Raw genomic sequence first — 21,105 nt, 5'->3', positions numbered from 1 at the left:
GCCCCCCGGGGGGGCGCTTATTGTGTGTCAACACGGGGCCCCGCCCCCCAACACCCCCCCCCCCCCCCCCCCCGGGGGCCCCCCCCACCCCCCCCCCCCCCCCCCCGGGGCCCCCCCCCCCCTTCCCTGACGTATACGTAGCCGAATACGTAACGGCTACCGCATGTGCTGCGAGTCCGCCACCGTCACCTCGACCCGCTGGAACTCCTTGAGCTCGCTGTACCCGGTCGTGGCCATGGCCCGCCGCAGCGCGCCGAAGAAGTTCATCGAGCCGTCCGGGGTGTGCGACGGACCCGTCAGCACCTCCTCGATGGTGCCGACCGTGCCCAGGTCGACCTTCTTGCCGCGCGGCAGATCCTCGTTGACCGCCTCCATGCCCCAGTGGTTCCCCTTGCCCGGCGCGTCCGTGGCACGGGCGAGCGGCGAGCCCATCATCACGGCGTCCGCACCGCAGGCGATGGCCTTGGGCAGGTCGCCGGACCAGCCGACGCCGCCGTCCGCGATCACGTGCACATACCGGCCGCCGGACTCGTCCATGTAGTCACGGCGGGCCGCCGCCACGTCCGCGACCGCGGTGGCCATCGGGACCCGGATACCGAGCACGTTGCGTGTGGTGTGCGCCGCGCCGCCGCCGAAGCCGACCAGGACGCCGGCCGCGCCGGTGCGCATCAGGTGCAGGGCGGCGGTGTACGTGGCGCAGCCGCCGACGATCACCGGTACGTCCAGCTCGTAGATGAACTGCTTCAGGTTCAGCGGCTCGTGCGAGGACGAGACGTGCTCCGCGGAGACCGTCGTGCCGCGGATGACGAAGATGTCCACGCCCGCGTCGACGACCGCCTTGGAGAACTGGGCCGTGCGCTGCGGGGAGAGCGCGGCGGCCGTGACCACGCCCGAGTCGCGCACCTCCTTGATGCGCTGCCCGATCAGCTCCTCCTTGATGGGAGCGGCGTAGATCTCCTGGAGGCGGCGCGTGGCGGCCTCGGTGGGCAGCTCGGCGATCTCGTCGAGGAGCGGCTGCGGGTCCTCGTAGCGCGTCCACAGTCCTTCGAGGTTCAGCACGCCGAGCCCGCCGAGCTCACCGATGCGGATCGCGGTGGCCGGGGAGACGACCGAGTCCATGGGGGCGGCCAGGAAGGGCAGCTCGAAGCGGTAGGCGTCGATCTGCCAGGCGATCGAGACCTCCTTCGGGTCCCGCGTACGGCGGCTGGGGACGACGGCGATGTCGTCGAAGGCGTACGCCCGGCGGCCGCGCTTGCCGCGCCCGATCTCGATCTCAGTCACGTCTGTGGCCTTTCCCTGATGCGTTCAGCGTCTTCCAGTATCGCCGACGGGTACGACAAGGGCGGCCCCGGATGCACCGGGGCCACCCTTGATCAAGCCTCACGCGCGCGTGCGCCTCACTTACGGCTGTAGTTCGGCGCCTCGACCGTCATCTGGATGTCGTGCGGGTGGCTCTCCTTCAGGCCCGCCGAGGTGATCCGGACGAAGCGGCCCTTGGACTCCATCTCCTCGACGGTGGCCGCGCCGACGTAGCCCATGGTCTGGCGCAGCCCGCCGACGAGCTGGTGCAGGACGCTGGACAGCGGGCCGCGGTAGGGCACCTGGCCCTCGATGCCCTCGGGCACGAGCTTGTCGTCGGCGGCGACCTCGGCCTGGAAGTAGCGGTCCTTCGAGTACGACTTGCCCTGGCCCCGGGACTGCATGGCACCGAGCGAGCCCATGCCGCGGTACGACTTGAACTGCTTGCCATTGATGAACTGCAGTTCCCCGGGCGACTCCTCGCAGCCCGCCAGGAGGCTGCCGAGCATCACGGTGTCGGCACCGGCGGCGAGCGCCTTGCCGATGTCGCCGGAGTACTGCAGGCCGCCGTCGCCGATCAGCGGGATGCCCGCCGGGCGTGCGGCGAGGGAGGCCTCGTAGATGGCGGTGACCTGCGGGACACCGATGCCGGCGACCACACGGGTCGTACAGATGGAACCGGGGCCCACACCCACCTTGATGCCGTCGACACCGGCGTCGATGAGCGCCTGCGCGCCATCACGCGTGGCGACGTTCCCGCCGATCACGTCGACGCCCACGCTGGACTTGATCTTCGCCATCCAGCTGAGGGCGTTGCTGTTGTGGCCGTGCGAGGTGTCGACCACCAGGAAGTCCACCCCGGCCTCGGCGAGCGCCTGGGCGCGCTCCAGGGCCTCGGGGCTGGCGCCCACGGCGGCACCGACGAGCAGGCGGCCCTCGGAGTCCTTGGCGGCGCTCGGGTACTTCTCCGCCTTGACGAAGTCCTTGACGGTGATGAGGCCCTTGAGGACGCCCGCCTCGTCGACCAGGGGAAGCTTCTCGATCTTGTGGCGGCGCAGCAGCTCCATCGCGTCGCTGCCGGAGATGCCGACCTGGCCGGTGACCAGCGGCATCGGCGTCATGACCTCGCGCACCTGACGGCTGCGGTCGCTCTCGAAGGCCATGTCACGGTTGGTGACGATGCCGAGCAGCTTGCCGGCCGGGTCGGTGACGGGCACGCCACTGATGCGGAACTTGGCGCACAGGGCGTCCGCCTCGGCGAGCGTGGCCTCCGGGTGCACCGTGATCGGGTCGGTGACCATCCCGGACTCGGACCGCTTCACCAGGTCGACCTGGTTGACCTGGTCCTCGACGGAGAGATTGCGGTGCAGTACGCCGACGCCGCCCAGACGGGCCATCGCGATCGCCATGCGCGACTCGGTGACCTTGTCCATGGCGGCGGACAGGAGGGGGATGTTCACCCGGACGTTGCGGGAGATGCGGGACGAGGTGTCGACCGCGTTGGGGAGCACCTCGGATGCGCCCGGCAGCAGCAGCACGTCGTCGTAGGTCAGCCCGAGAGTCGCGAATTTACCGGGCACTCCGTCGACGTTGGCAGTCATGACACCTTCCCCAAATGGCCTTGATCGGTGCGGATGTCCATGCTAACGGGAAGCATGGCTATCAAATTCCACGGTTCTGTATGCCTGAAGGCTTCGTATGTTCGTACGGAACCGTGGAGAAGCCTGTTCATTTGGGGGCGCACTCAAGGGAGCACTGCTGGAGCGCTACTGCTCGGCGAGCGCTCGCAGCCTGCTCAGCGCCCTGTGCTGGGCCACCCGGACCGCTCCGGGTGACATTCCCAACATCTGACCCGTCTCTTCCGCGGTCAACCCCACCGCGATCCTCAGCAGCAGCAGCTCCCGCTGGTTCTCGGGCAGGTTGGCCAGCAGCTTCTTGGCCCACTCGGCGTCGCTGCTCAGCAGCGCCCGCTCCTCCGGACCGAGGGAGTCGTCGGGACGCTCGGGCATCTCGTCCGAGGGCACCGCGGTGGAACCCGGGTGCCGCATCGCCGCCCGCTGCAGGTCAGCGACCTTGTGCGCGGCGATGGCGAACACGAACGCCTCGAAGGGGCGGCCGGTGTCCTTGTAGCGCGGCAGCGCGAGCAGGACCGCGACGCAGACCTCCTGGGCGAGGTCCTCCACGAAGTGCCGGGCGTCGCCCGGGAGGCGGGACAGCCGCGTGCGGCAGTAGCGCAGGGCCAAGGGGTGGACATGCGCGAGCAGATCGTGCGTGGCCTGCTCGTCGCCGTCCACGGCGCGATGGACGAGGGCACCGATCGCCCCTTGGGCATAAGTCGCCTCGTCCTCGCGCATCGGTCCATGGTGCCTTGCGGCCGTTGGGTCCGTGGCATCGCGCCCGATGTTGTGCACCGAAGCGTTATGAGCAGGTGCGCCGGCACTCATCCCCTGCGCCCTCCCCTTCCGCTCGACCGACTCGTCCCCGAGAGACTCCACACCTCAAGGATGCGGCATCCGCGCCGAAACGAGCAGCGGGCACCCGGCGGGCCCCGTTGCCACCCCCGCTCACCATGCGATAAGCACGTCGGCCCGCCCTCGGGAAAGCAGCCCCGCCCACCACACGGCGGGCGGGGATCCCCGTGCCCCCGCTGAGGCCCACCTACCGGACCAGGCCCCACCGGAACCCGAGCGCCACCGCGTGCGCCCGGTCCGAGGCGCCGAGCTTCTTGAAGAGCCGCCGGGCGTGGGTCTTGACGGTGTCCTCGGAGAGGAACAGCTCACGGCCGATCTCGGCGTTCGAGCGGCCGTGGCTCATGCCCTCCAGGACCTGGATCTCACGCGCGGTGAGCGTCGGCGCGGCGCCCATCTCGGCCGAGCGCAGCCGACGCGGGGCGAGCCGCCAGGTCGGGTCGGCGAGGGCCTGCGTGACGGTCGCCCGCAGCTCCGCGCGCGAGGCGTCCTTGTGCAGATAGCCACGGGCACCCGCGGCGACCGCGAGGGCCACGCCGTCCAGGTCCTCGGCGACCGTGAGCATGATGATGCGCGCACCGGGGTCGGCGGACAGCAGCCGCCGCACGGTCTCTACGCCGCCCAGACCGGGCATGCGTACGTCCATCAGAATCAGGTCCGAGCGGTCGGCGCCCCAGCGGCGGAGGACTTCCTCGCCGTTGGCCGCCGTCGTCACGCGCTCGACGCCGGGCACGGTCGCGACCGCGCGGCGAAGCGCCTCTCGGGCAAGCGGGGAGTCGTCGCAGACGAGGACGGATGTCATGGCCGCCCTCCGCAGCTGATGCACGTCACCTTGAGCCTCCAGGCTGGTACGAAATCGTCACCTGTGCGGTCGACCGTCTCGGACGCCTGCCCGAGCGCTTGTTGCTTCAACCGCCTCCGCCCTCTCAACGACGGTCACTCGAAAGAGTTACGGGGGCATGTGCCGTCTTCGGCACTCTACGTGAGGGGGCGGACACGGTGCAGACATGCACGACGGACCCACAACGTTTCATCACAACCCATGCCCCATTCAGCCCTTTTTCTTCCCATTTGTTGGCGTCTGAGGCTAGATTCGCAATGAGTCATATTTTCATCTCCTTAGATCGTAGATGTACGGTCGTGGACACCGTATCCGCCCAGAACGGCTACAAGGGGTCACGCAATGGCAGATTTCTCCCGCCTTCCCGGACCGAACGCGGACCTGTGGGACTGGCAGCTCCTGGCTGCCTGTCGCGGGGTGGACAGCTCGCTCTTCTTTCATCCGGAGGGCGAGCGCGGTGCGGCCCGGAGCGCTCGTGAGAACTCGGCCAAGGAGGTCTGCATGAGGTGCCCCGTGCGCGCACAGTGTGCGGCGCATGCGCTGGCGGTCCGCGAACCGTACGGCGTCTGGGGCGGCTTGACCGAGGACGAACGCGAGGAACTCATGGGGCGGGCGCGCAACCGGCTGGTGTCGGCGTCGACAACCAGCGGGGAGTCCGGCTCCACCAACTGAAGGAACGTTTCTTCAAAGTGAGGGCACGCGCACGCGTGCCCTCACTCCGCGTCAGCGGGCGGCGGCTCGCGCCAACTGCTGGAGCGTGGCCGCCACCGCGGGCACCTGCGCCAGGTCGGGCAGGGTGAGCGCGACGATCTCCCGCCGCACCGCCGGCTCCAGCGCCACCATGCGCACACCTCGCGGGCGTACGGACTCGACGGCGAGCTGGGGCAGGACGGCCACGCCCAGGCCGGCGCCCACCAGGCCGACGACCGCCGGATAGTCGTCGGTGGCGAAGTCGATGCGGGGCGTGAAGCCGGCGCCCTCGCACACCTCGATCAACTGCCCCCGGCAGCGCGGGCATCCGGCGATCCAGGGCTCGGCGGCGAGGTCCCCGATGGCGAGGGACCCGGTGGGCGCGGTGCGCGCGAGGCGGTGCCGTTCGGGTACGAGGGCGATGAGCCGGTCGGTCAGCAGGGGGCGTACGACGAGGTCGTCCCACTCCCCCTCCTGGGCCGCGCCTTCGTAGCGGAAGGCGAGCGCCACGTCGTAGTCGCCCTCGCGCAGCAGCTCGACGGACTTCGGCGGCTCGGCCTCCTCCAGGGAGACCCGGGTGCCGGGGTGTGCGGCGCGCAGGGCGGCGAGGGCGGTCGGGACCAGGGTGGAGCTTCCGCTGGGGAAGGAGACGAGGCGGACGCGGCCGGCCCGCAGCCCGGCGATGGCGGCGACCTCCTCCTCGGCGGCGGTCAGTCCCGCCAGGATCCCGGCGGCATGCCGCACCAGTGCCTCACCGGCCTGGGTCAGCCGCATCTCGCGCCCGGTGCGGATCAGCAGGGGTGTGCCGACGGACGCCTCCAGGGCCTTCATCTGCTGGCTGACGGCGGGCTGGGTGCAGCCCAGTTCGCGCCCCGCCGCGGAGAAGGAACCGGTGCCGGCGACGGCGCGCAGCACACGGAGATGACGGGCCTCGATCACAGATCAAGCATAAGTGATCCTTGGGCATGGCGCCGAATAACGCATGGACGCTTTGACTGCCGGTCGCCTACCGTGCGGTCATGAAGCTTCTGTCTGTGAACCTGGGCCACCGGAAGTACGTGCCGTACACGGACCACCCGGATGGCGTAACCGGGATCGACAAGCAGCCGGCGGACGGGCCGGTACGGGTGGCGGCTCCCGGGCCCAAGGGGACCGGCGGCAGTGGCGTGGCCGGGGACGAGGTGTGCAGCCTGCGCCACCACGGCGGCGACGACCAGGCCGTGTACGCGGTGGCGCGCGAGGACCTCGACGACTGGGAGCGCGAGCTGGGGCGGCCGCTGGCGAACGGCGGGTTCGGCGAGAACCTCACGACCTTCGGCCTGGACGTGTCCGGCGCGCTGATCGGTGAGCGCTGGCGGATCGGTGCCGATCTGGTGCTGGAGGTCACCTCCGGGCGGATTCCCTGCCGCACCTTCCAGGGCCATGTGGGTGAGGAGCAGTGGGTGAAGCGGTTCACCGTGAAGGCGGCGCCGGGTGCGTATCTGCGGGTGATCGAGCCGGGCGAGATCCGGGCGGGCGACGCGATGGAGATCATTCACCGGCCCGCTCACGACGTGACGGTGGCGATGCAGTTCCGGGCGGTCACGACGGAGCGGAAGCTGCTGCCGCGGCTGCTGGCGGCGGGAGAGGCGCTGCACCCGGAGTCGCTGGAGACGGCACGGAAGTACGTGGCGAAGAACGGGGCCTGAGCGGACGTCAGAAATGACGGACGTCTCGGCAGTGAGGGGGCGTCAGTAGTCATGCCGGGGAGAACGGGACAGCGGGCGAAGGCTCCGTCGGCCCGGTCGACGCACTCGGCCCACTCGACGCACGGGCACCGGTACCGGCATGGCTGAACGGGGAGCGGAAGTGCGCAGTCCAGGTCACTAATCTTGCGCCATGACAACGGCATTGATTACGGGATCGACCGCGGGCATCGGCGCCGCGTTCGCGCGGCGGCTGGCGGCCGATGGGCACGACCTCGTCCTGGTGGCCCGGGACACCAAGCGGCTGCGGGAGCAGGCCACCGAGCTGCACGACCGGCACGGCATCGAGGCGGAGGTGCTCACGGCCGACCTGGCGGAGGACACCGGCATCGAGACGGTCGCCGCCCGCCTCGGCGACCGCCGGAACCCAGTCGACCTGCTGGTCAACAACGCCGGGTTCGGCAACAAGGGCCGCTACCTCGACGTCTCCATGGCCGACGAGCTGAAGATGCTCAAGGTGCACTGCGAGGCGGTACTGCGTCTGACGTCGGCGGCCACGGAGGCGATGCGGGAGCGCGGGCGCGGCGGCGTCGTCAACGTCGCGTCGGTCGCGGCCTTCGTACCGCGCGGGACGTACGGCGCGTCCAAGGCGTGGGTCGTCCAGTTCACCCAGGGCGCGGCGCGGGACCTGGCGGGGAGCGGGGTGCGGCTGATGGCGCTGTGCCCGGGGTTCGTACGGACCGAGTTCCATGAGCGGGCCGGGATGGGGACGGACAACATCCCGGGGTGGATGTGGCTGGACGCGGACAAGCTGGTGGCGGCGGCGCTCGCGGATCTGGCGCGGGGGAAGACGGTGTCGATCCCGGATCCTCGGTACAAGGTGCTCATGGGGGCGGCGAAGCTGGTGCCGCGGGGGATGCTGGGCGGGATCAGCTCGAAGACGGGGCGGAAGTACGGGCCGCAGTAGGCATCTGCCGGAGGGACTCGACGAGGGTGGGTAGAGCGGCGGGTTCGAGATGGAGCACCGCGGGGAGGGCGTGCGACCAGTCCCCGTGCCGCAGGATGTGAGCAGCGAGGGTGCGGCCCAGTACCGGATCGACCACGGGTACCAGGGCCCTGGCGGCCTCGATGAGTCCGCAATCGTCGTTCAGCAGTGGTCTTGCCCAGTTCAGTGCCGCTGTGGGCTCGTCCTGCTCGGCAAGGCACTGGGCCAGGGTCTCCCGGGCACAGTCGTGAGTGTCACCGGGTGGCAGCCGGCGTACGAACCACTTGGCCTTCTCGTGCAGTCCGGCACGCATGAGGGCACGGACCATCCGCCACCCCGCGGTCAGATCGTCGGTGACGCCGCACATGCGCAGTGCTGCGTCAGCCAGCGCACGGGCACGCTCGGGCTCTCCGACGGCGGACCATCCACGGCACAGCTGTGCCAGGTTCAGAGCCGTGTCCCCCGGAGATTCCTCGTGGGCATCGCGACCGACCGGGGCATCGTCACCGCCCATTCCCGGCAGTCCGGTCAGCAGGGCGCGTGCTTCGTCCCGTAGTCCTCGGCCGGCCAGGGCGCCGGCCGTGTCCGCCGTCGCGGGAATGCGCACGGACGGATCCCCGACAGCGGCCAGGCAGACGGCAGCCCGGTCCGCCGCGCCCCGGGCAGCGAATGCCACGGCCATCACCGCCCGCAATTCGTCACGGTCGTCGTCGTATCGCACCCCGGACACCAGCGCTTCGGCACGGTCGTACTGTCCGGATTCGATCCATCCGTGGACAAGCTCCGTCCACGCCGCGGCCCAGGTGATACCACCTGTCGTGAAGCGCTGCGGTTGCTGGTTCATCAGGGCCTCGGCGCGGTCCAGTTCGCCTGCCAGTGCCAGAGCCCGGATCACCAGGGTGAGCTGCTCCTCATAGTCGGCATGCGCATCGAGGTCCCCTCCCGTCATGCGGATCCGGGGAGGCGGCGGGAGATCCGATTCGACGGCGGCGAGGATCTCGCGGGCCGCCTCGGTATGCCCTGCGTCGACCATGGCTTCTGCCGCTCTCGTGCGATCACTGATGGCACGCCGCCTGTCGGCCTCGCCACGGCAGCGGTCCTCGGCCCGGGCCAGGAACTCCGACGCCTGCGCACGGTGCCCCGCTCGCGCCCGGGCAACGGCCCCCCTGGCCAACGCCTCAAGGGAACCGTGGCCCGATCCGACGGCCTCCGCCTCCTGCAGCCGCCCGGTCGCGGCGAAGCCCTCCGCTGCCGCCGCGAGGAGCGCCGGCCGCGCGTCGAGCGGGTGCAGCCTGCGGGAGAGTCTCAGTACCCGCTCGATCTCGCCCCTGCGCGCGAGGGCATCCCCCAGGATGCGCGCGGCTCCGGCCGCGGCGTCCTTCGACAACTCCGGCAGCACGGCCTCGGCAGCTTCGTACTGTCCCGACCGCACCAGGAGGGACACCGCGGCCTCCCCACTCGGCGTCGGACCGGCCGCGGCCCCCTCCAGCAGTTCCGTGCACAACTCCAGGGCCGTCGCTGTCCCTACGGCGTCTCCGAGTTCACCCGTGAGGTCGGTATGGAGCAGACCGGCGGCAAGGGCGCGGAAGCAGGCCGCCCGGTGCGTCGGCCGGGTCTGGCTCAGGGCCACGGATCGCGCACGCTCGAACTCGCCGTGCGCCACCCACACATCGACGACGCGTGGAGCGAGCCCTGCTTCGGAAACGGCGTCGGATGCCGTGCCGAGGACCGCGTCCGCCCGGTCATGGAGCCCGAGCCCGGCCAGGGCCCGGTGGACCTCGACGACATGTCCGGCGATACGCCCGTGTCTCTCCTGTTCCAGCGCCGATTCCGCGGCAGCCGCCAGGTCCGCGGCACGCTCGGCAAGACCCTGCGCGGTGAACTCCTGGGCCACCAGGGCGAGTGCGGACGCATCGCGCGAGGCGCGGGCCAGAGCCTGCGCGTGCAGTGGTTGTCCCAGCGCGGCCCAGGCCCAGGCCCGGGTCGCCGCGAACCCGCTGTCCCGCCCGCGGATGGCATCACGATGGATACGGATCCGCAGCAGAGCGACGAGGTGGTCCGGTCCGTCGAGCAGGCGCTCCGCCGCGTCGGTCTCCTCCAGAGCCATCGCGTCGGTGCCGGTCACCGCCAGCATCCGGTCGTGCCGTTCCGCGTCCAGGGCGCAGCGCGTCACACGGGTCGTGTCCCGGCATCCGTGCAGCATCCGGAAGTAGCCTCGCAGCAGGTACTCCGGCGTCCCCTCGGGCCAGCCACGCCCTCGCCACCGGTCCGCCCAGTCGTGCAGCGTGTCCCGGTACCGGGCCAGTTCGGCCGAGCCCAGCATCTCCTCGGCCTGGTGCTGCAGTTCCTCATGGGCCAGCAGACAGCCGCTCGCACGCACGGTGAACGTCCGCCCGGCCCGGGTGCGCAGCACGTCCCGCACGCGATAGGGAGCCGCCCCCGTCAGCTCCGCCAGGTCGTCCGCCGTCAGGCCGCCGCCCGCCGCCGTCACCAGCCCCAGCAGGTCGTACTCCAGACCGCCGGCCACGAGCAGCCGCTTGAGTTCGCGTTCCGCCTCCGACCGGATCGCACGGGCATACGGCGACTGCGTCAGCGTCCGTACGATCGCGGGGTCCCGCAGCGGATGGCCGTCGGGTACGTCCGCCGGCAGCGGCGGGTGCAGGCGGCCCGCGACCAGAACGCGCATCCCCGCCCCGGCAGGCGCGGGCAGCAGGCTCGCGATGCTGTGGGCGTCCGGGCCCGTGGTGACGCCGCGGTCCTCGTCCAGGCCGTCGACCAGCAGGGTCAGATGTTCGCCGCGCGCCACGCACACCTGGGCCGCCCGGTCGTACAGGCTGATGAGGTGGGCCTCGCGGGTCGCCGAGGTGAGGTGCGCCGGCAGGCTTTCGCCGGCCAGCTCCGCGAACTGCTCCAGGACGACATCGACGTACGCCGTCACGTCGTTCTGCGCGCCCAGGCGGGCCGTGACGAAGAAGGGAACGACGCGAACGCCCCGTGGCGGGTGCAGCGCGAACCAGGACAGCAGGGCCGTCTTGCCCGCCCACGCCTCCGCCCGCCACCAGGCGTACGCCGGGCCGGAGTCGGTCGTGCAGAAGTCGGCCAGTTCCGCCAACTCGTGCTCGCGGCCGATCAATTGGGGTGGGGCGATCCTGCGAACCTGCTCCTGATAGGCCGAGCGGACCTGCGCGGCGAGGTGGATCCGGTTGTGGTCTCCGGTGACCGCCACCCCGATGTCCCGCCCCGCAGTCACCGACCGCTGTCTCCCCCACCAGCGCATCCCGTCATGATGCCAAAGCGCCGACAGGCGCAGCGTCCCCTCGATGGGCAGAATGGTGCTGTTCGTCCGGAATCAGAAGAATCTGCGGATCAGCGGAATCAGTGGAATCGAGGGCCCGGGAGGCGACGGCGTCATGACCTTCGTACAGCTCATCGACTGCAGGACCAGCCGCTTCGACGAGATGAACCGGCTGATGGACAGGTGGGTCGAGCAGACCAAGGGGAAGCGGACGGCGACGCACGACATCATCGGCAAGGACCGGTCCGACGCGTCGCACTTCATCGAGATCGTGGAGTTTCCCTCGTACGAGGAGGCGATGCGCAACTCCAACCTGCCCGAGACCGACCGGATCTTCCAGGAGATGGTTGCGCTCTGTGACGAGACGCCGACCTTCACCGATCTGGACGTCGTGCGGGACGATCAGCTGAACGTCCTGGCGGCGCGGGCCTTCTTCCAGGACATGGGCAAGATGGCGCCGGAGCGGATCGGGGAGCACCTCACGGACGACTACGTGGACAACGATCCGGCGTATCCGCAGCCGGTGCAGGGCGTCGCCGGGATCCGCGAGCAGTACGCGGGATGGCGTGCCGCCTTCGACTTCACCTTCCGGATCGACGACCAGCTGGCCCAGGACGACCAGGTGTGCACGCGGTGGACGTGGGTCGCGCGGCACAAGGGGGAGTTCCTCGGGATTCCGGCGACCGGGCAGGACGTGACCATGCAGGGCATGACCTTGCAGCGGTTCCGGAACGGCAGGATCTGCGAGAGCCACTGGATGTACGACCGGGCCGGGCTGCTGGAGCAGCTGGGGGTACTCGGTCAGTGAGGCCCGCGTAGCCCACAGAGCCCGCGAAGGGGAAAGCCCCGGTCCCACGCGTGAGTGCGGGACCGGGGCTCTCTGCGAGCGTCTGAGCTCAGTGGGCGTGCCCGTGGCCGTGGCCACCGCCGGCCGCCGGCTCTTCCTCTTCCTTCTTCTCGACGACCAGGGTCTCGGTCGTGAGGAGGAGGGAGGCGATGGAGGCGGCGTTCTCCAGGGCGGAGCGGGTGACCTTGACCGGGTCGATGACGCCGGCCTTGACCAGGTCGCCGTACTCGCCGGTCGCGGCGTTGTAGCCGCTGCCCTTCTCCAGCTCGGCCACCTTGGAGACGATGACGTAGCCCTCCAGGCCGGCGTTCTCGGCGATCCAGCGCAGCGGCTCGACGGCGGCCTTGCGGACCACGGAGACACCGGTGGCCTCGTCGCCGGTCTTGTCGAGGTTGCCCTCCAGGACCTTCACGGCGTGGACGAGCGCGGAGCCACCACCGGAGACGATGCCCTCCTCGACCGCGGCGCGGGTCGCGGAGATGGCGTCCTCCAGACGGTGCTTCTTCTCCTTCAGCTCCACCTCGGTGGCGGCGCCGACCTTGATCACGCACACGCCGCCGGCCAGCTTCGCGAGGCGCTCCTGGAGCTTCTCGCGGTCCCAGTCGGAGTCGGTGTTCTCGATCTCGGCCTTGATCTGGGCGACGCGGCCCGTGACGTCCGCGGAGTCGCCGGCGCCGTCGACGACGGTCGTGTCGTCCTTGGTGACCGTGACACGGCGGGCGGAGCCCAGCACATCCAGGTCGGCCTGGTCGAGCTTGAGGCCGACCTCCTCGGAGATGACCGTGGCGCCGGTGAGGACGGCCAGGTCCTGCAGCATCGCCTTGCGGCGGTCACCGAAGCCGGGTGCCTTGACCGCGACCGCGTTGAAGGTGCCGCGGATCTTGTTGACGACCAGGGTCGACAGGGCCTCGCCCTCGACGTCCTCGGCGATGATCAGCAGCGGCTTGGAGGCACCCGACTGGATGACCTTCTCAAGCAGCGGCAGCAGATCCTGGATGGAGGAGATCTTGCCCTGGTTGATGAGGATGTAGGGGTCCTCCAGGACGGCCTCCATGCGCTCCTGGTCCGTCACGAAGTACGGCGACAGGTAGCCCTTGTCGAAGGCCATGCCCTCGGTGAAGTCCAGCTCCAGGCCGAAGGTGTTGGACTCCTCGACGGTGATGACACCGTCCTTGCCGACCTTGTCCATCGCCTCGGCGATGAGCTCGCCGACCTGCTGGTCCTGGGCGGACAGCGCGGCGACCGCGGCGATGTCGGACTTCTCGTCGATCGGGCGGGCGGAGGCCAGGAGGTCCTCGGACACGGCCGCCACGGCGGCGTCGATGCCCTTCTTGAGCGCGGCCGGGGAGGCACCCGCGGCGACGTTCTTCAGGCCCTCGCGTACCAGCGCCTGGGCCAGCACGGTGGCGGTGGTCGTACCGTCACCCGCGATGTCGTTGGTCTTGGTCGCCACCTCCTTCACCAGCTGGGCGCCGAGGTTCTCGTACGGGTCCTCGACCTCGACCTCGCGGGCGATGGTGACACCGTCGTTGGTGATGGTCGGTGCGCCGAACTTCTTGTCGATGACGACGTTGCGGCCCTTGGGGCCGATCGTCACCTTGACCGTGTCGGCCAGCTTGTTGACGCCGCGCTCCAGGGCGCGACGGGCGTCCTCGTCGAACTTCAGGATCTTCGCCATGACAGCGGGAGCCCTCTCGGAAACTAGGGATTCACAAAAAGACACTGCGCCCCGGGCGCCCGGCTTCTTGTAGTGGTCGCGGGGGCCAGGGGCGCAGCTGGAAAACCTTGGTCGTCTAGAACCTCGGTCGTCTTACTTCTCGATGACCGCGAGCACGTCGCGGGACGAGAGGACGAGGTACTCCTCGCCGTTGTACTTGACCTCGGTGCCGCCGTACTTGCTGTACAGCACGATGTCGCCGACCTTCACGTCGAGCGGCAGGCGCTCGCCGTTCTCGAAGCGGCCCGGGCCCACGGCGAGGATGACGCCCTCCTGGGGCTTCTCCTTCGCGGTGTCCGGGATGACCAGGCCAGAGGCGGTGGTCTGCTCGGCGTCGAGCGGCTGGACCACGATGCGGTCCTCAAGCGGCTTGATGGCAACCTTGGAGCTGGCGGTCGTCACGATCCGACCTCCCCCTTCGGAGATCTCACGGGGTTAACTGTCTGAGGTGGCGACCAGGTGGATCCGTCGTCGCGGGTGCCGGACCTGCCCGTCGCGTATTGGCACTCTCCAGGGGGGAGTGCCAGACCTGAGACTATGACCGGGATTAGCACTCGGTCAAGCGGAGTGCCAATTCATCGCGGCGCGGCGTAATCGACGCGGCGCGGCGTACGGGCGGCCCCGGCGCTACAGGTAGTCCTCCAGGCGCCCCACGGCCAGCCCCCTGCCCTGGATCTCCCGCAGCAGCCGCGTCGTCCGCTCCCGCAGGGACAGTCCCGTCGGCTCACCCGAAGGGACGGAGACGATGTCACCCGCACGCAGCCGACCGGGGCCCTTCGCGTACGTCAGTTCCCCGTCTCCCTCCATCGCCGCCCGCCACAGCACCACCGCCGTCACACCGCAGTCGGCGGCGGCGCGCAGCGTGGTGGTGTCGTACGTCCCGTAGGGCGGGCGGAAGAGCTGGGGGCGGATGCCGAAGCGGGCGCGGAGTTTGCTCTGCTGGCCGCAGATCTCGGCACGCTGGCCGGCGTACGGCAGACCGAGCAGGGCGGCGTGGTCGAGCGTGTGGTTCTGGATGGACGCGCCCACCGAACGCAGCCGCGCGAAGTGGCCGTAGCCCGGGCCGACCACGCTGTCGGTGAGGAACATGCTGACCGGCAGCCGTAGCTCACGGACCATGTCGACGAAGCGGGGGTCCTTCTCGGCGCCGTCGTCGTAGGTGAGGAAGACGACCTTGTCGCTGGTGGCGACGCGGTCCACGACGGGCACCTGGTCCCGCGCCGGGGGCGGCCGGCGACGGGTGGGCGAGGACGGGGGTGCGGGCAGGGGGGCGGTCAGGCCCCAACGGCGGTACGGCTGGGCCGTACCGGGCGTCGGGTTGGCCCTCGGGCTGGGCATCGGGTTGGCCCTCGGACCGGTCGTCGGACTGGTCGCCGGTCGTGCGTCATGGGCTGCCGCGTTCCCGCCGGGCGGGGCTCCGGCAGCCGGCCCGGCCGACTGGGCCGACTGGGCGCAACCGGTGAGCAGGGCGGACGCCAGCACGACGGCCGCCAGAGCCCGTGGTCCCGGGGCGGCCGGCGCCGGCTGCCTCACAGGTAGTCCTCCAACCGGGCCACCGCATACCCCTCGGCCGTCACCTTGTTCAGGAATCGGCGGATCATGTCGGGCATTGTGCCCTTCCAGTCGTCCCTGCCCCGGAAGTGAGTGAGGACGATGTCACCCGGTCGGATCTTCCGGTTCCACTCGCGGTAGTCCCAGCGGTCGACGAAGACCTCCTCGTTCCACAGCGGGACGTACTTGATGCCGCAGCGCTTCGCGGCGCGCAGGGTGTTCCGGTTGTAGTTCCCGAAGGGCGGGCGGAAGAGCAGCGGGCGCTTGCCGTAGTGCCTCTCGACGACCTCCTGCATCCCGCAGATCTCACGCTTCTGGCGGCGGTAGGAGAGGGACGGGAGGTAGGGGTGGTGGAGGGTGTGGTTGTTCAGGACCACGCCGTTGCCCTGCATCCGCTTGAAGTAGCCGTAGTCCTTCTTGATCAGGTAGTCGCTGAGGAAGGCGGTGTACGGCACCTTCAGGTCGCTCATCATCCGCAGGAACGCCGGGTCCTTCTCGGCTCCGTCGTCGATGGTGAGGAAGACGACCCGCTGTTTGGTGGGGACGGTCGTGAAGACCGGCGGAAGCCCGAGTTCCTCGTGCCCGTCCACCTCGAAGCCGTCGCGGGTGGCGATCTTCGGCTTCTTCGCGGGGGGCGGCGGGGGCGTGAGCGGGACTCCGGCCAGCCGCCAGCGTCTCGCGGCGGCGACCCGGGCGGCGTGGGCCGCGTGGGCGGACTGGGGCTTCTTGGGGTGCGGGTTCGGGGTGCCGACCGGAGGGGGTGCCTTCAGGGGCTGTCGGCTCGGGGTGCCCGACGTGGGGCGTACGGCGTCGGGTCCGCCCCCGGCGGCCGGTGCGCAGGCCGGGGCGATGACTGCGACGGCGACGGCGAGCACGGTGATCCTTGCCCCATTGAGGCGACTTTTGTCATTTTGTCGTACTACTCGCATGGAGCCGGATCTTCGCAGGCACCCGCCCCGAAGCCGGGCCGACACCGCCGCCGCGGCCGGACCATCCACCGACTGGCCCACATGAAGGGCCCCGCGCGAACGTGGTCGACAATGACCCGGTGAACGACCTCGCCTCCTTCTCCTCCCTCCTCACCCCCGAGGGCCGCGCCCTCCTCGACGCCGTGCGCGACACCGACCCCGCCGAGGAACTGGCCGTCGCCACGAGGCTGCGCCGGGAGCACCCCGCCGAGCTGGTGTCGGCGGCGCTCGGGCAGGCGCGGCTGCGGCAGCGGGCGGTGGCGAAATTCGGGGCGGCGGACGCGGGGCGCATGTACTTCACGCCGAACGGGGTCGAGCAGTCGACGCGGGCGAGCGTCGCGACGTACCGGGCCGAGCGGATGAGGGAACTGGGGATCGGCTCGGTCGCCGACCTGTGCTGCGGGATCGGCGGCGATGCGATCGCGTTGGCGCGGGCCGGGATCCGGGTGCTGGCGGTGGACCGGGATCCGGTGACGGCCGCGGTGGCGCGGGCGAACGTGGCGGCGCTGGGGCTCGGGGATCTGGTCGAGGTGCGGGAGACGGATGTCGTCGGGGTCGACACGGGCGGTTATGACGCCGTGTTCGTCGACCCGGCGAGGCGGGGTGGACGCGGGCGGATCTTCGACCCGGAGGCGTACTCACCGCCGCTGTCGTGGGCCGTGGAGGCGGCTCGCAAGGCGCCGCGGGCCGCGCTGAAGATCGCGCCCGGGATTCCGCACGAGGCGATTCCGCCGGACGCCGAGGCGGAGTGGATCTCGGACGGCGGGGACGTGAAGGAGGCGGTGCTGTGGTTCGGGACGCAGGCCGGGGCGGTACGGGCCACGTTGCTGCCGGGGCCGCGTTCGCTGCTCTCCTCCCGGCTTCCCGATCCTGAAGTCCGCTCTGTCGGGCGGTACTTGTACGAGCCCGACGGCGCCGTCATCCGGGCGCATCTGGTAGCGGAGGTGGCGGACCAGCTGGACGGCGGCCTGGTGGACGCGACCATCGCATACGTCACGGCGGACGAGCTGCGCGCGACGCCGTATGCCGCCGCTTACGAGATCACCGATCAACTGCCCTTCAACGTCAAGAAGTTGAAGGCGCTGCTGCGGGAGCGGCAGGTGGGCGTCCTCACCGTCAAGAAGCGCGGCTCCGCCGTCGAGCCGGAGGAACTGCGGAAGAAGGTCAAGCCTCAGGGACCCAACTCGGCGACCGTGTTCCTGACGCGGGTGGCGGGGGCGCCGACGATGCTGGTGGGACGGCCGGCGTAGGGCCTACGGGGAGGCTTCGGCGGCAGCCGCCCGCCGCAGCAACAGGTCCCGTTCCCGCTCGTTCCGCGTCAGCCCCGCCGCCCGCTCGAACTCCGCCCGCGCCTGCGCCGTACGCCCCAGACGCAGCAGCAGATCGCCGCGCACGCTCGGCAGCAAGTGGTAGTCCCGCAGGGCGGGTTCGGCGGCGATCGCGTCGACGATCTCCAGGGCGGGCTCCGGCCCCTCGGTCATCGACACGGCGACCGCGCGGTTCAGCTCGACGACGGGGGAAGGGGACCGGGCGGCCAGGAGGCCGTACAGGGTCGCGATCGTCTTCCAGTCCGTCTCCTCGTAGGTGTACGCGTGCGCGTGGCACGCGGCGATGGCGGCCTGGAGGGCGTACGGGCCGTGGGCCCCCGTGGCCGTGGCGTCCGCGCGGCCCAGCGCCTTGATGCCGCGGGCGATGAGCATGCGGTTCCAGCGGCCGCGGTGCTGGTCCTTGAGGAGGATCGGTTCGCCGGACGGGCCGGTGCGGGCCGGGGTGCGGGACGCCTGGAATTCGAGGAGGGAGGTCAGGCCGTGCACTTCGGGCTCCTTCGGCATCAGTCCGGACAGGATCCGGGCCAGGCGCAGCGCGTCCTCGCACAGGGCGGGGCGCAGCCAGTCGTCGCCGGCCGTGGCGGCGTAGCCCTCGTTGAAGATCAGGTAGATCACGTCGAGGACCGAGCCGAGGCGGGCCTCGCGGTCGGGGCCGTACGGGACCTCGAAGGCGATGTTCTTCGTGGCGAGCGTGCGCTTGGCGCGGACGATGCGCTGGGCGATCGTCGGCTCCGGGACCAGGAACGCCCGGGCGATCTCCGGTGTCGTCAGACCGCCGAGCAGGCGCAGGGTGAGGGCGGTCCGGGCCTCCGGCGACAGGACCGGGTGGCAGGTGGTGAACACCAGGCGGAGCAGGTCGTCGTCGATGTCGTCGGGGTCGTACAGGGCGGCGGGTTCCTCGGGCGGTGCCGTCGTCTCCAGGTCGCGGCCGATCTCCGCGAGCTTGCGGGCGTAGTTGTCACGGCGCCGGATCAGGTCCACGGCACGGTGCTTGGCGGTGGCCATGAGCCAGGCCCCGGGGTTGTCCGGGACGCCGTCCCGGGGCCACTGCTCCAGCGCGGCGACCAGGGCGTCCTGCGCGAGTTCCTCGGCGATGCCGACGTCGCGCACCAGGCGGGCGACGGCGGCGATCACGCGAGGAGACTCGATGCGGAAGACGGTCTCGATGGCACCGCGCGGGTCTGCGGTGGGCGGGTCTGCGGTGGGCTGCGGGGTCACAGCCCACCATGCAACACCCGTAGGACCCTGGATCCAAGGAGGGCGGGTCAGCCCTCGGCGATCTCCCGGACCTCGCAGGTGACCTGCCATTCCGGGCCGTGGACCTTGACGAACCGCGAGGACCACTCCAGCGCCTCGGCCTTGTCCTTGCACTGCATGATGGCGTAGCCGCCGATGACCTCCTTGGACTCGGTGAAGGGCCCGTCGGTCACGGAGACGTTCGCGCCGTCCCAGTGCACACGGGTGCCCTGCGCCGACGGGGTGAGCCCGGCGGTGTCGAGCATCACGCCGGCCTTGGTGATCTCCTCCAGCAACTCCCCCATGCGCTGCATCATCTCGGGGCTGGGGCCCTCGGCGGGGGCGGTGGACTCGTCGATCCGGACGAGGGACAGGTAGCGGGGCATGGTGACTCCTCGGGGTGGATGACCGGGTCCTTCCCGGCCTCTCACCCCCTGCGTCGAACGGGAGCCCTCCGGATCGACACGGTCCCCGGATTTCTTCGAAGTTTTTCTCCGGCCGGTATTTCCGCAGGCAGCGCCCGCTTCCCACCAGAGGCCCTTCCGAAAGTTTCGGTTGAACAACCGACTGGCTTCGGTGTCGTCTGCCGCGGCACGAAACACCCGTCAATGCAGCAACAGGCCGCTCCCGTCAAACCGCCGGAGGCTCACCCGTGCTGCTGCGCACCACCAGGCTCGTAGCCAGCTCCACCCGCGTCGCCACCGGCGCCCCCTCCTCCCGCGCCAGATCGAGCACCAGCTTCGCCGCCGCCTCCGCCATCTCCGTCAGCGGCTGCCGTACGGTCGTCAGCGGCGGCCCCACCCAGCGTGCGATCGGCAGATCGTCGAAGCCGACGACGCTGACGTCCTGGGGAATCCGCAGCCCCAGTTCACGCGCGGCCTCGTACAGCCCGAGCGCCTGGAGGTCGTTCCCGGCGAAGACGGCAGTCGGCCGGTCCGGGCGGCGCAGCAGCTCCAGGCCCTGCCGGTAACCGGTCTCGTGGTGGAAGTCGCCGGGCCGGATCAGGTCCTGCTCGACCGGGAGCCCGGCCGTCTCCAGGGCGGCGCGGTAGCCGTCGATACGGGCGCGGCTGCACATCATCCGGGACGGCCCGGTGATCGCGCCGATCCTGCGATGGCCGAGCTCGACCAGATGCCGGGTGGCGGCGAGCCCGCCCTGCCAGTTGGTCGCCCCGATGGACGGCACGTCGGCGCCCGGGTCGCCCGCCGGGTCCATCACCACGAACGGGATCGAGCGGCTGGTGAGCAGGGCGCGCTGGGACTCGTCGAGGCCGGACAGCACCAGGATCACGCCGTGCGGGCGGCGGGCGGCGACCTGGTCGGCCCAGGTCCGGCCCGGGGTCAGCCGCCCGGCGCTCTCACTCAGCACCACACTCAGCCCGGCGTCCCGGGCGACGTTCTCCACGCCCCGGATGACCTCCATCGCCCACGCGCTCTCCAGCTCGTGGAAGACCAGGTCGATCAGTGGCGAGCGGCTCGCCTCGGCCCGCCGTCGGCGGTAGCCGTGGGCACGCAGCAGCTCCTCGACCCGGGTACGGGTCGCCGGGGCGACGTCCGCACGTCCGTTGAGGACCTTCGAAACAGTCGGCGCCGAGACACCGGCCTCGCGGGCGATCTCGGCGAGCGTCGCGGTCTGCGCGGACCGGCCGGCGGACGGGGACGTCGCCTTGGTCGCACTCTGTGTTGTCCGGGTTTCACCCGGCGGCGTCCGGGTTTCAGCGGGCTCACGGGCAGTCATGGCGGCGATCGTATCCCTGCATGCCCCCTTGACGAACCCTTCTCACCACGCCTAGGTTCCCGGAACATTCGAGGTGAACTACGAAACATTCGCGAGTGGCCCATCGCCCCGACAGGAGTTCCATGACCACCGCCCCCTGGCGCGACCCCGCCCTGCCCGCCGCCGCCCGCGTCGACGACCTCCTCTCCCGGATGACCCTTCAGGAGAAGACCGCCCAGCTGTACGGCGTGTGGGTGGGCGCCGCCACGGACGGCGACGGAGTCGCCCCGCACCAGCACGACATGACCGCCGACTACGACTGGGCGGAGCTGATCACCCACGGCCTCGGCCAGCTCACCCGCTCCTTCGGCACCGCCCCCGTGGACCCGGGGGGGGGGGGGGGCGCGCGGGCGCCCCCCCCCCCCCCCCCCCGCCCCCCCGGGCGGGGGGGGGGGCCCGGGGCGGGGCCGCCCGCGAGA

The 21,105-nt window shown here is 70.8% G+C and carries 18 protein-coding genes and 1 pseudogene; 6 read left to right on the top strand and 13 right to left on the bottom strand.

All coding sequences use genetic code 11. The features are described 5' to 3' along the window. Positions 1-156 precede the first annotated feature (156 nt). The 4 genes from ACFWYS_RS01475 to ACFWYS_RS01460 all read right to left on the bottom strand — a co-directional run bounded on the left by ACFWYS_RS01475 (position 157) and on the right by ACFWYS_RS01460 (position 4,569). The gene (locus ACFWYS_RS01475; RefSeq protein ID WP_384761948.1) at positions 157-1,281 is read right to left on the bottom strand and encodes a GuaB3 family IMP dehydrogenase-related protein; all 1,125 of its coding nucleotides are present in this window, start codon (positions 1,279-1,281) and stop codon (positions 157-159) included. 116 nt (positions 1,282-1,397) lie between these two features. Continuing rightward, positions 1,398-2,900 (bottom strand): IMP dehydrogenase, encoded by a 1,503-nt coding sequence (gene guaB, locus ACFWYS_RS01470; RefSeq protein WP_384761946.1) that lies wholly within the window; start codon positions 2,898-2,900, stop codon positions 1,398-1,400. A 165-nt stretch (positions 2,901-3,065) separates the two neighbouring features. Then, a complete protein-coding gene (locus tag ACFWYS_RS01465) occupies positions 3,066-3,653 on the bottom strand; it encodes a sigma-70 family RNA polymerase sigma factor (protein ID WP_384761944.1) in 588 nt (195 codons plus the stop codon). Between the two features lie 304 nt (positions 3,654-3,957). After that, positions 3,958-4,569, bottom strand: coding sequence for a response regulator transcription factor (locus tag ACFWYS_RS01460; protein WP_003948568.1), 612 nt, complete (start codon positions 4,567-4,569; stop codon positions 3,958-3,960). 381 nt (positions 4,570-4,950) lie between these two features. Here ACFWYS_RS01460 and ACFWYS_RS01455 point away from each other — a divergent pair, with 381 nt between their 5' ends. After that, on the top strand, positions 4,951-5,280 hold the full coding sequence (locus ACFWYS_RS01455; protein ID WP_384761942.1) for a WhiB family transcriptional regulator: 330 nt from the start codon (positions 4,951-4,953) through the stop codon (positions 5,278-5,280). A 51-nt stretch (positions 5,281-5,331) separates the two neighbouring features. Here ACFWYS_RS01455 and ACFWYS_RS01450 read toward each other — a convergent pair whose 3' ends face one another. Further along, positions 5,332-6,237, bottom strand: a complete 906-nt coding sequence (locus ACFWYS_RS01450; protein ID WP_384761940.1) for a LysR family transcriptional regulator — start codon at positions 6,235-6,237, stop codon at positions 5,332-5,334. 80 nt (positions 6,238-6,317) lie between these two features. Between ACFWYS_RS01450 and ACFWYS_RS01445 the strand changes: the two genes are divergently transcribed. Continuing rightward, positions 6,318-6,986, top strand: a complete 669-nt coding sequence (locus ACFWYS_RS01445; protein ID WP_384761938.1) for an MOSC domain-containing protein — start codon at positions 6,318-6,320, stop codon at positions 6,984-6,986. A 190-nt stretch (positions 6,987-7,176) separates the two neighbouring features. Continuing rightward, complete coding sequence (locus ACFWYS_RS01440; RefSeq protein WP_384761936.1) at positions 7,177-7,950, top strand: SDR family NAD(P)-dependent oxidoreductase; 774 nt, start codon at positions 7,177-7,179, stop codon at positions 7,948-7,950. On the opposite strand, the gene ACFWYS_RS01435 is transcribed toward ACFWYS_RS01440, so the two are convergent. After that, entirely contained in the window at positions 7,913-11,218 is a 3,306-nt protein-coding gene (locus tag ACFWYS_RS01435) for a hypothetical protein (protein ID WP_384761934.1), read from the bottom strand. The two genes, ACFWYS_RS01440 and ACFWYS_RS01435, sit on opposite strands and share 38 nt — an antisense overlap. A gap of 160 nt (positions 11,219-11,378) precedes the next feature. On the opposite strand from ACFWYS_RS01435, the gene ACFWYS_RS01430 reads away from it, so the two are divergent. Continuing rightward, the gene (locus tag ACFWYS_RS01430; protein WP_384762226.1) at positions 11,379-12,071 is read left to right on the top strand and encodes an ester cyclase; all 693 of its coding nucleotides are present in this window, start codon (positions 11,379-11,381) and stop codon (positions 12,069-12,071) included. An 88-nt stretch (positions 12,072-12,159) separates the two neighbouring features. Here ACFWYS_RS01430 and groL read toward each other — a convergent pair whose 3' ends face one another. From groL to ACFWYS_RS01410, 4 genes are all read right to left on the bottom strand, one after another. Beyond that, positions 12,160-13,788 (bottom strand): chaperonin GroEL, encoded by a 1,629-nt coding sequence (groL, locus tag ACFWYS_RS01425; RefSeq protein WP_384761932.1) that lies wholly within the window; start codon positions 13,786-13,788, stop codon positions 12,160-12,162. 132 nt (positions 13,789-13,920) lie between these two features. After that, complete coding sequence (groES, locus tag ACFWYS_RS01420) at positions 13,921-14,229, bottom strand: co-chaperone GroES (protein WP_031477499.1); 309 nt, start codon at positions 14,227-14,229, stop codon at positions 13,921-13,923. 225 nt (positions 14,230-14,454) lie between these two features. Next, a complete protein-coding gene (locus ACFWYS_RS01415) occupies positions 14,455-15,165 on the bottom strand; it encodes a polysaccharide deacetylase family protein (RefSeq protein ID WP_384761930.1) in 711 nt (236 codons plus the stop codon). 191 nt (positions 15,166-15,356) lie between these two features. Continuing rightward, positions 15,357-16,307, bottom strand: coding sequence for a polysaccharide deacetylase family protein (locus ACFWYS_RS01410; protein ID WP_384761928.1), 951 nt, complete (start codon positions 16,305-16,307; stop codon positions 15,357-15,359). A gap of 119 nt (positions 16,308-16,426) precedes the next feature. Here ACFWYS_RS01410 and ACFWYS_RS01405 point away from each other — a divergent pair, with 119 nt between their 5' ends. After that, entirely contained in the window at positions 16,427-17,596 is a 1,170-nt protein-coding gene (locus ACFWYS_RS01405; RefSeq protein WP_384761926.1) for an SAM-dependent methyltransferase, read from the top strand. Between the two features lie 3 nt (positions 17,597-17,599). On the opposite strand, the gene ACFWYS_RS01400 is transcribed toward ACFWYS_RS01405, so the two are convergent. The 3 genes from ACFWYS_RS01400 to ACFWYS_RS01390 all read right to left on the bottom strand — a co-directional run bounded on the left by ACFWYS_RS01400 (position 17,600) and on the right by ACFWYS_RS01390 (position 20,647). Next, on the bottom strand, positions 17,600-18,892 hold the full coding sequence (locus tag ACFWYS_RS01400) for an RNA polymerase sigma factor (RefSeq protein ID WP_384761924.1): 1,293 nt from the start codon (positions 18,890-18,892) through the stop codon (positions 17,600-17,602). 47 nt (positions 18,893-18,939) lie between these two features. After that, a complete protein-coding gene (locus ACFWYS_RS01395; protein ID WP_384761922.1) occupies positions 18,940-19,296 on the bottom strand; it encodes a YciI family protein in 357 nt (118 codons plus the stop codon). 244 nt (positions 19,297-19,540) lie between these two features. Then, the gene (locus ACFWYS_RS01390) at positions 19,541-20,647 is read right to left on the bottom strand and encodes a LacI family DNA-binding transcriptional regulator (RefSeq protein ID WP_384761920.1); all 1,107 of its coding nucleotides are present in this window, start codon (positions 20,645-20,647) and stop codon (positions 19,541-19,543) included. 122 nt (positions 20,648-20,769) lie between these two features. On the opposite strand from ACFWYS_RS01390, the pseudogene ACFWYS_RS01385 reads away from it, so the two are divergent. Further along, a pseudogene (locus tag ACFWYS_RS01385) lies at positions 20,770-21,040 on the top strand (glycosyl hydrolase); the annotation flags it as partial. Positions 21,041-21,105: the final 65 nt, after the last annotated feature.

The sequence above is a fragment of the Streptomyces sp. NPDC059010 genome (assembly GCF_042740355.1).
Lineage (GTDB): Bacteria > Actinomycetota > Actinomycetes > Streptomycetales > Streptomycetaceae > Streptomyces.
The sequence above is the reverse complement of the archived record's forward strand: the minus strand, read 5'-3'. Positions and strand labels throughout refer to the sequence as shown.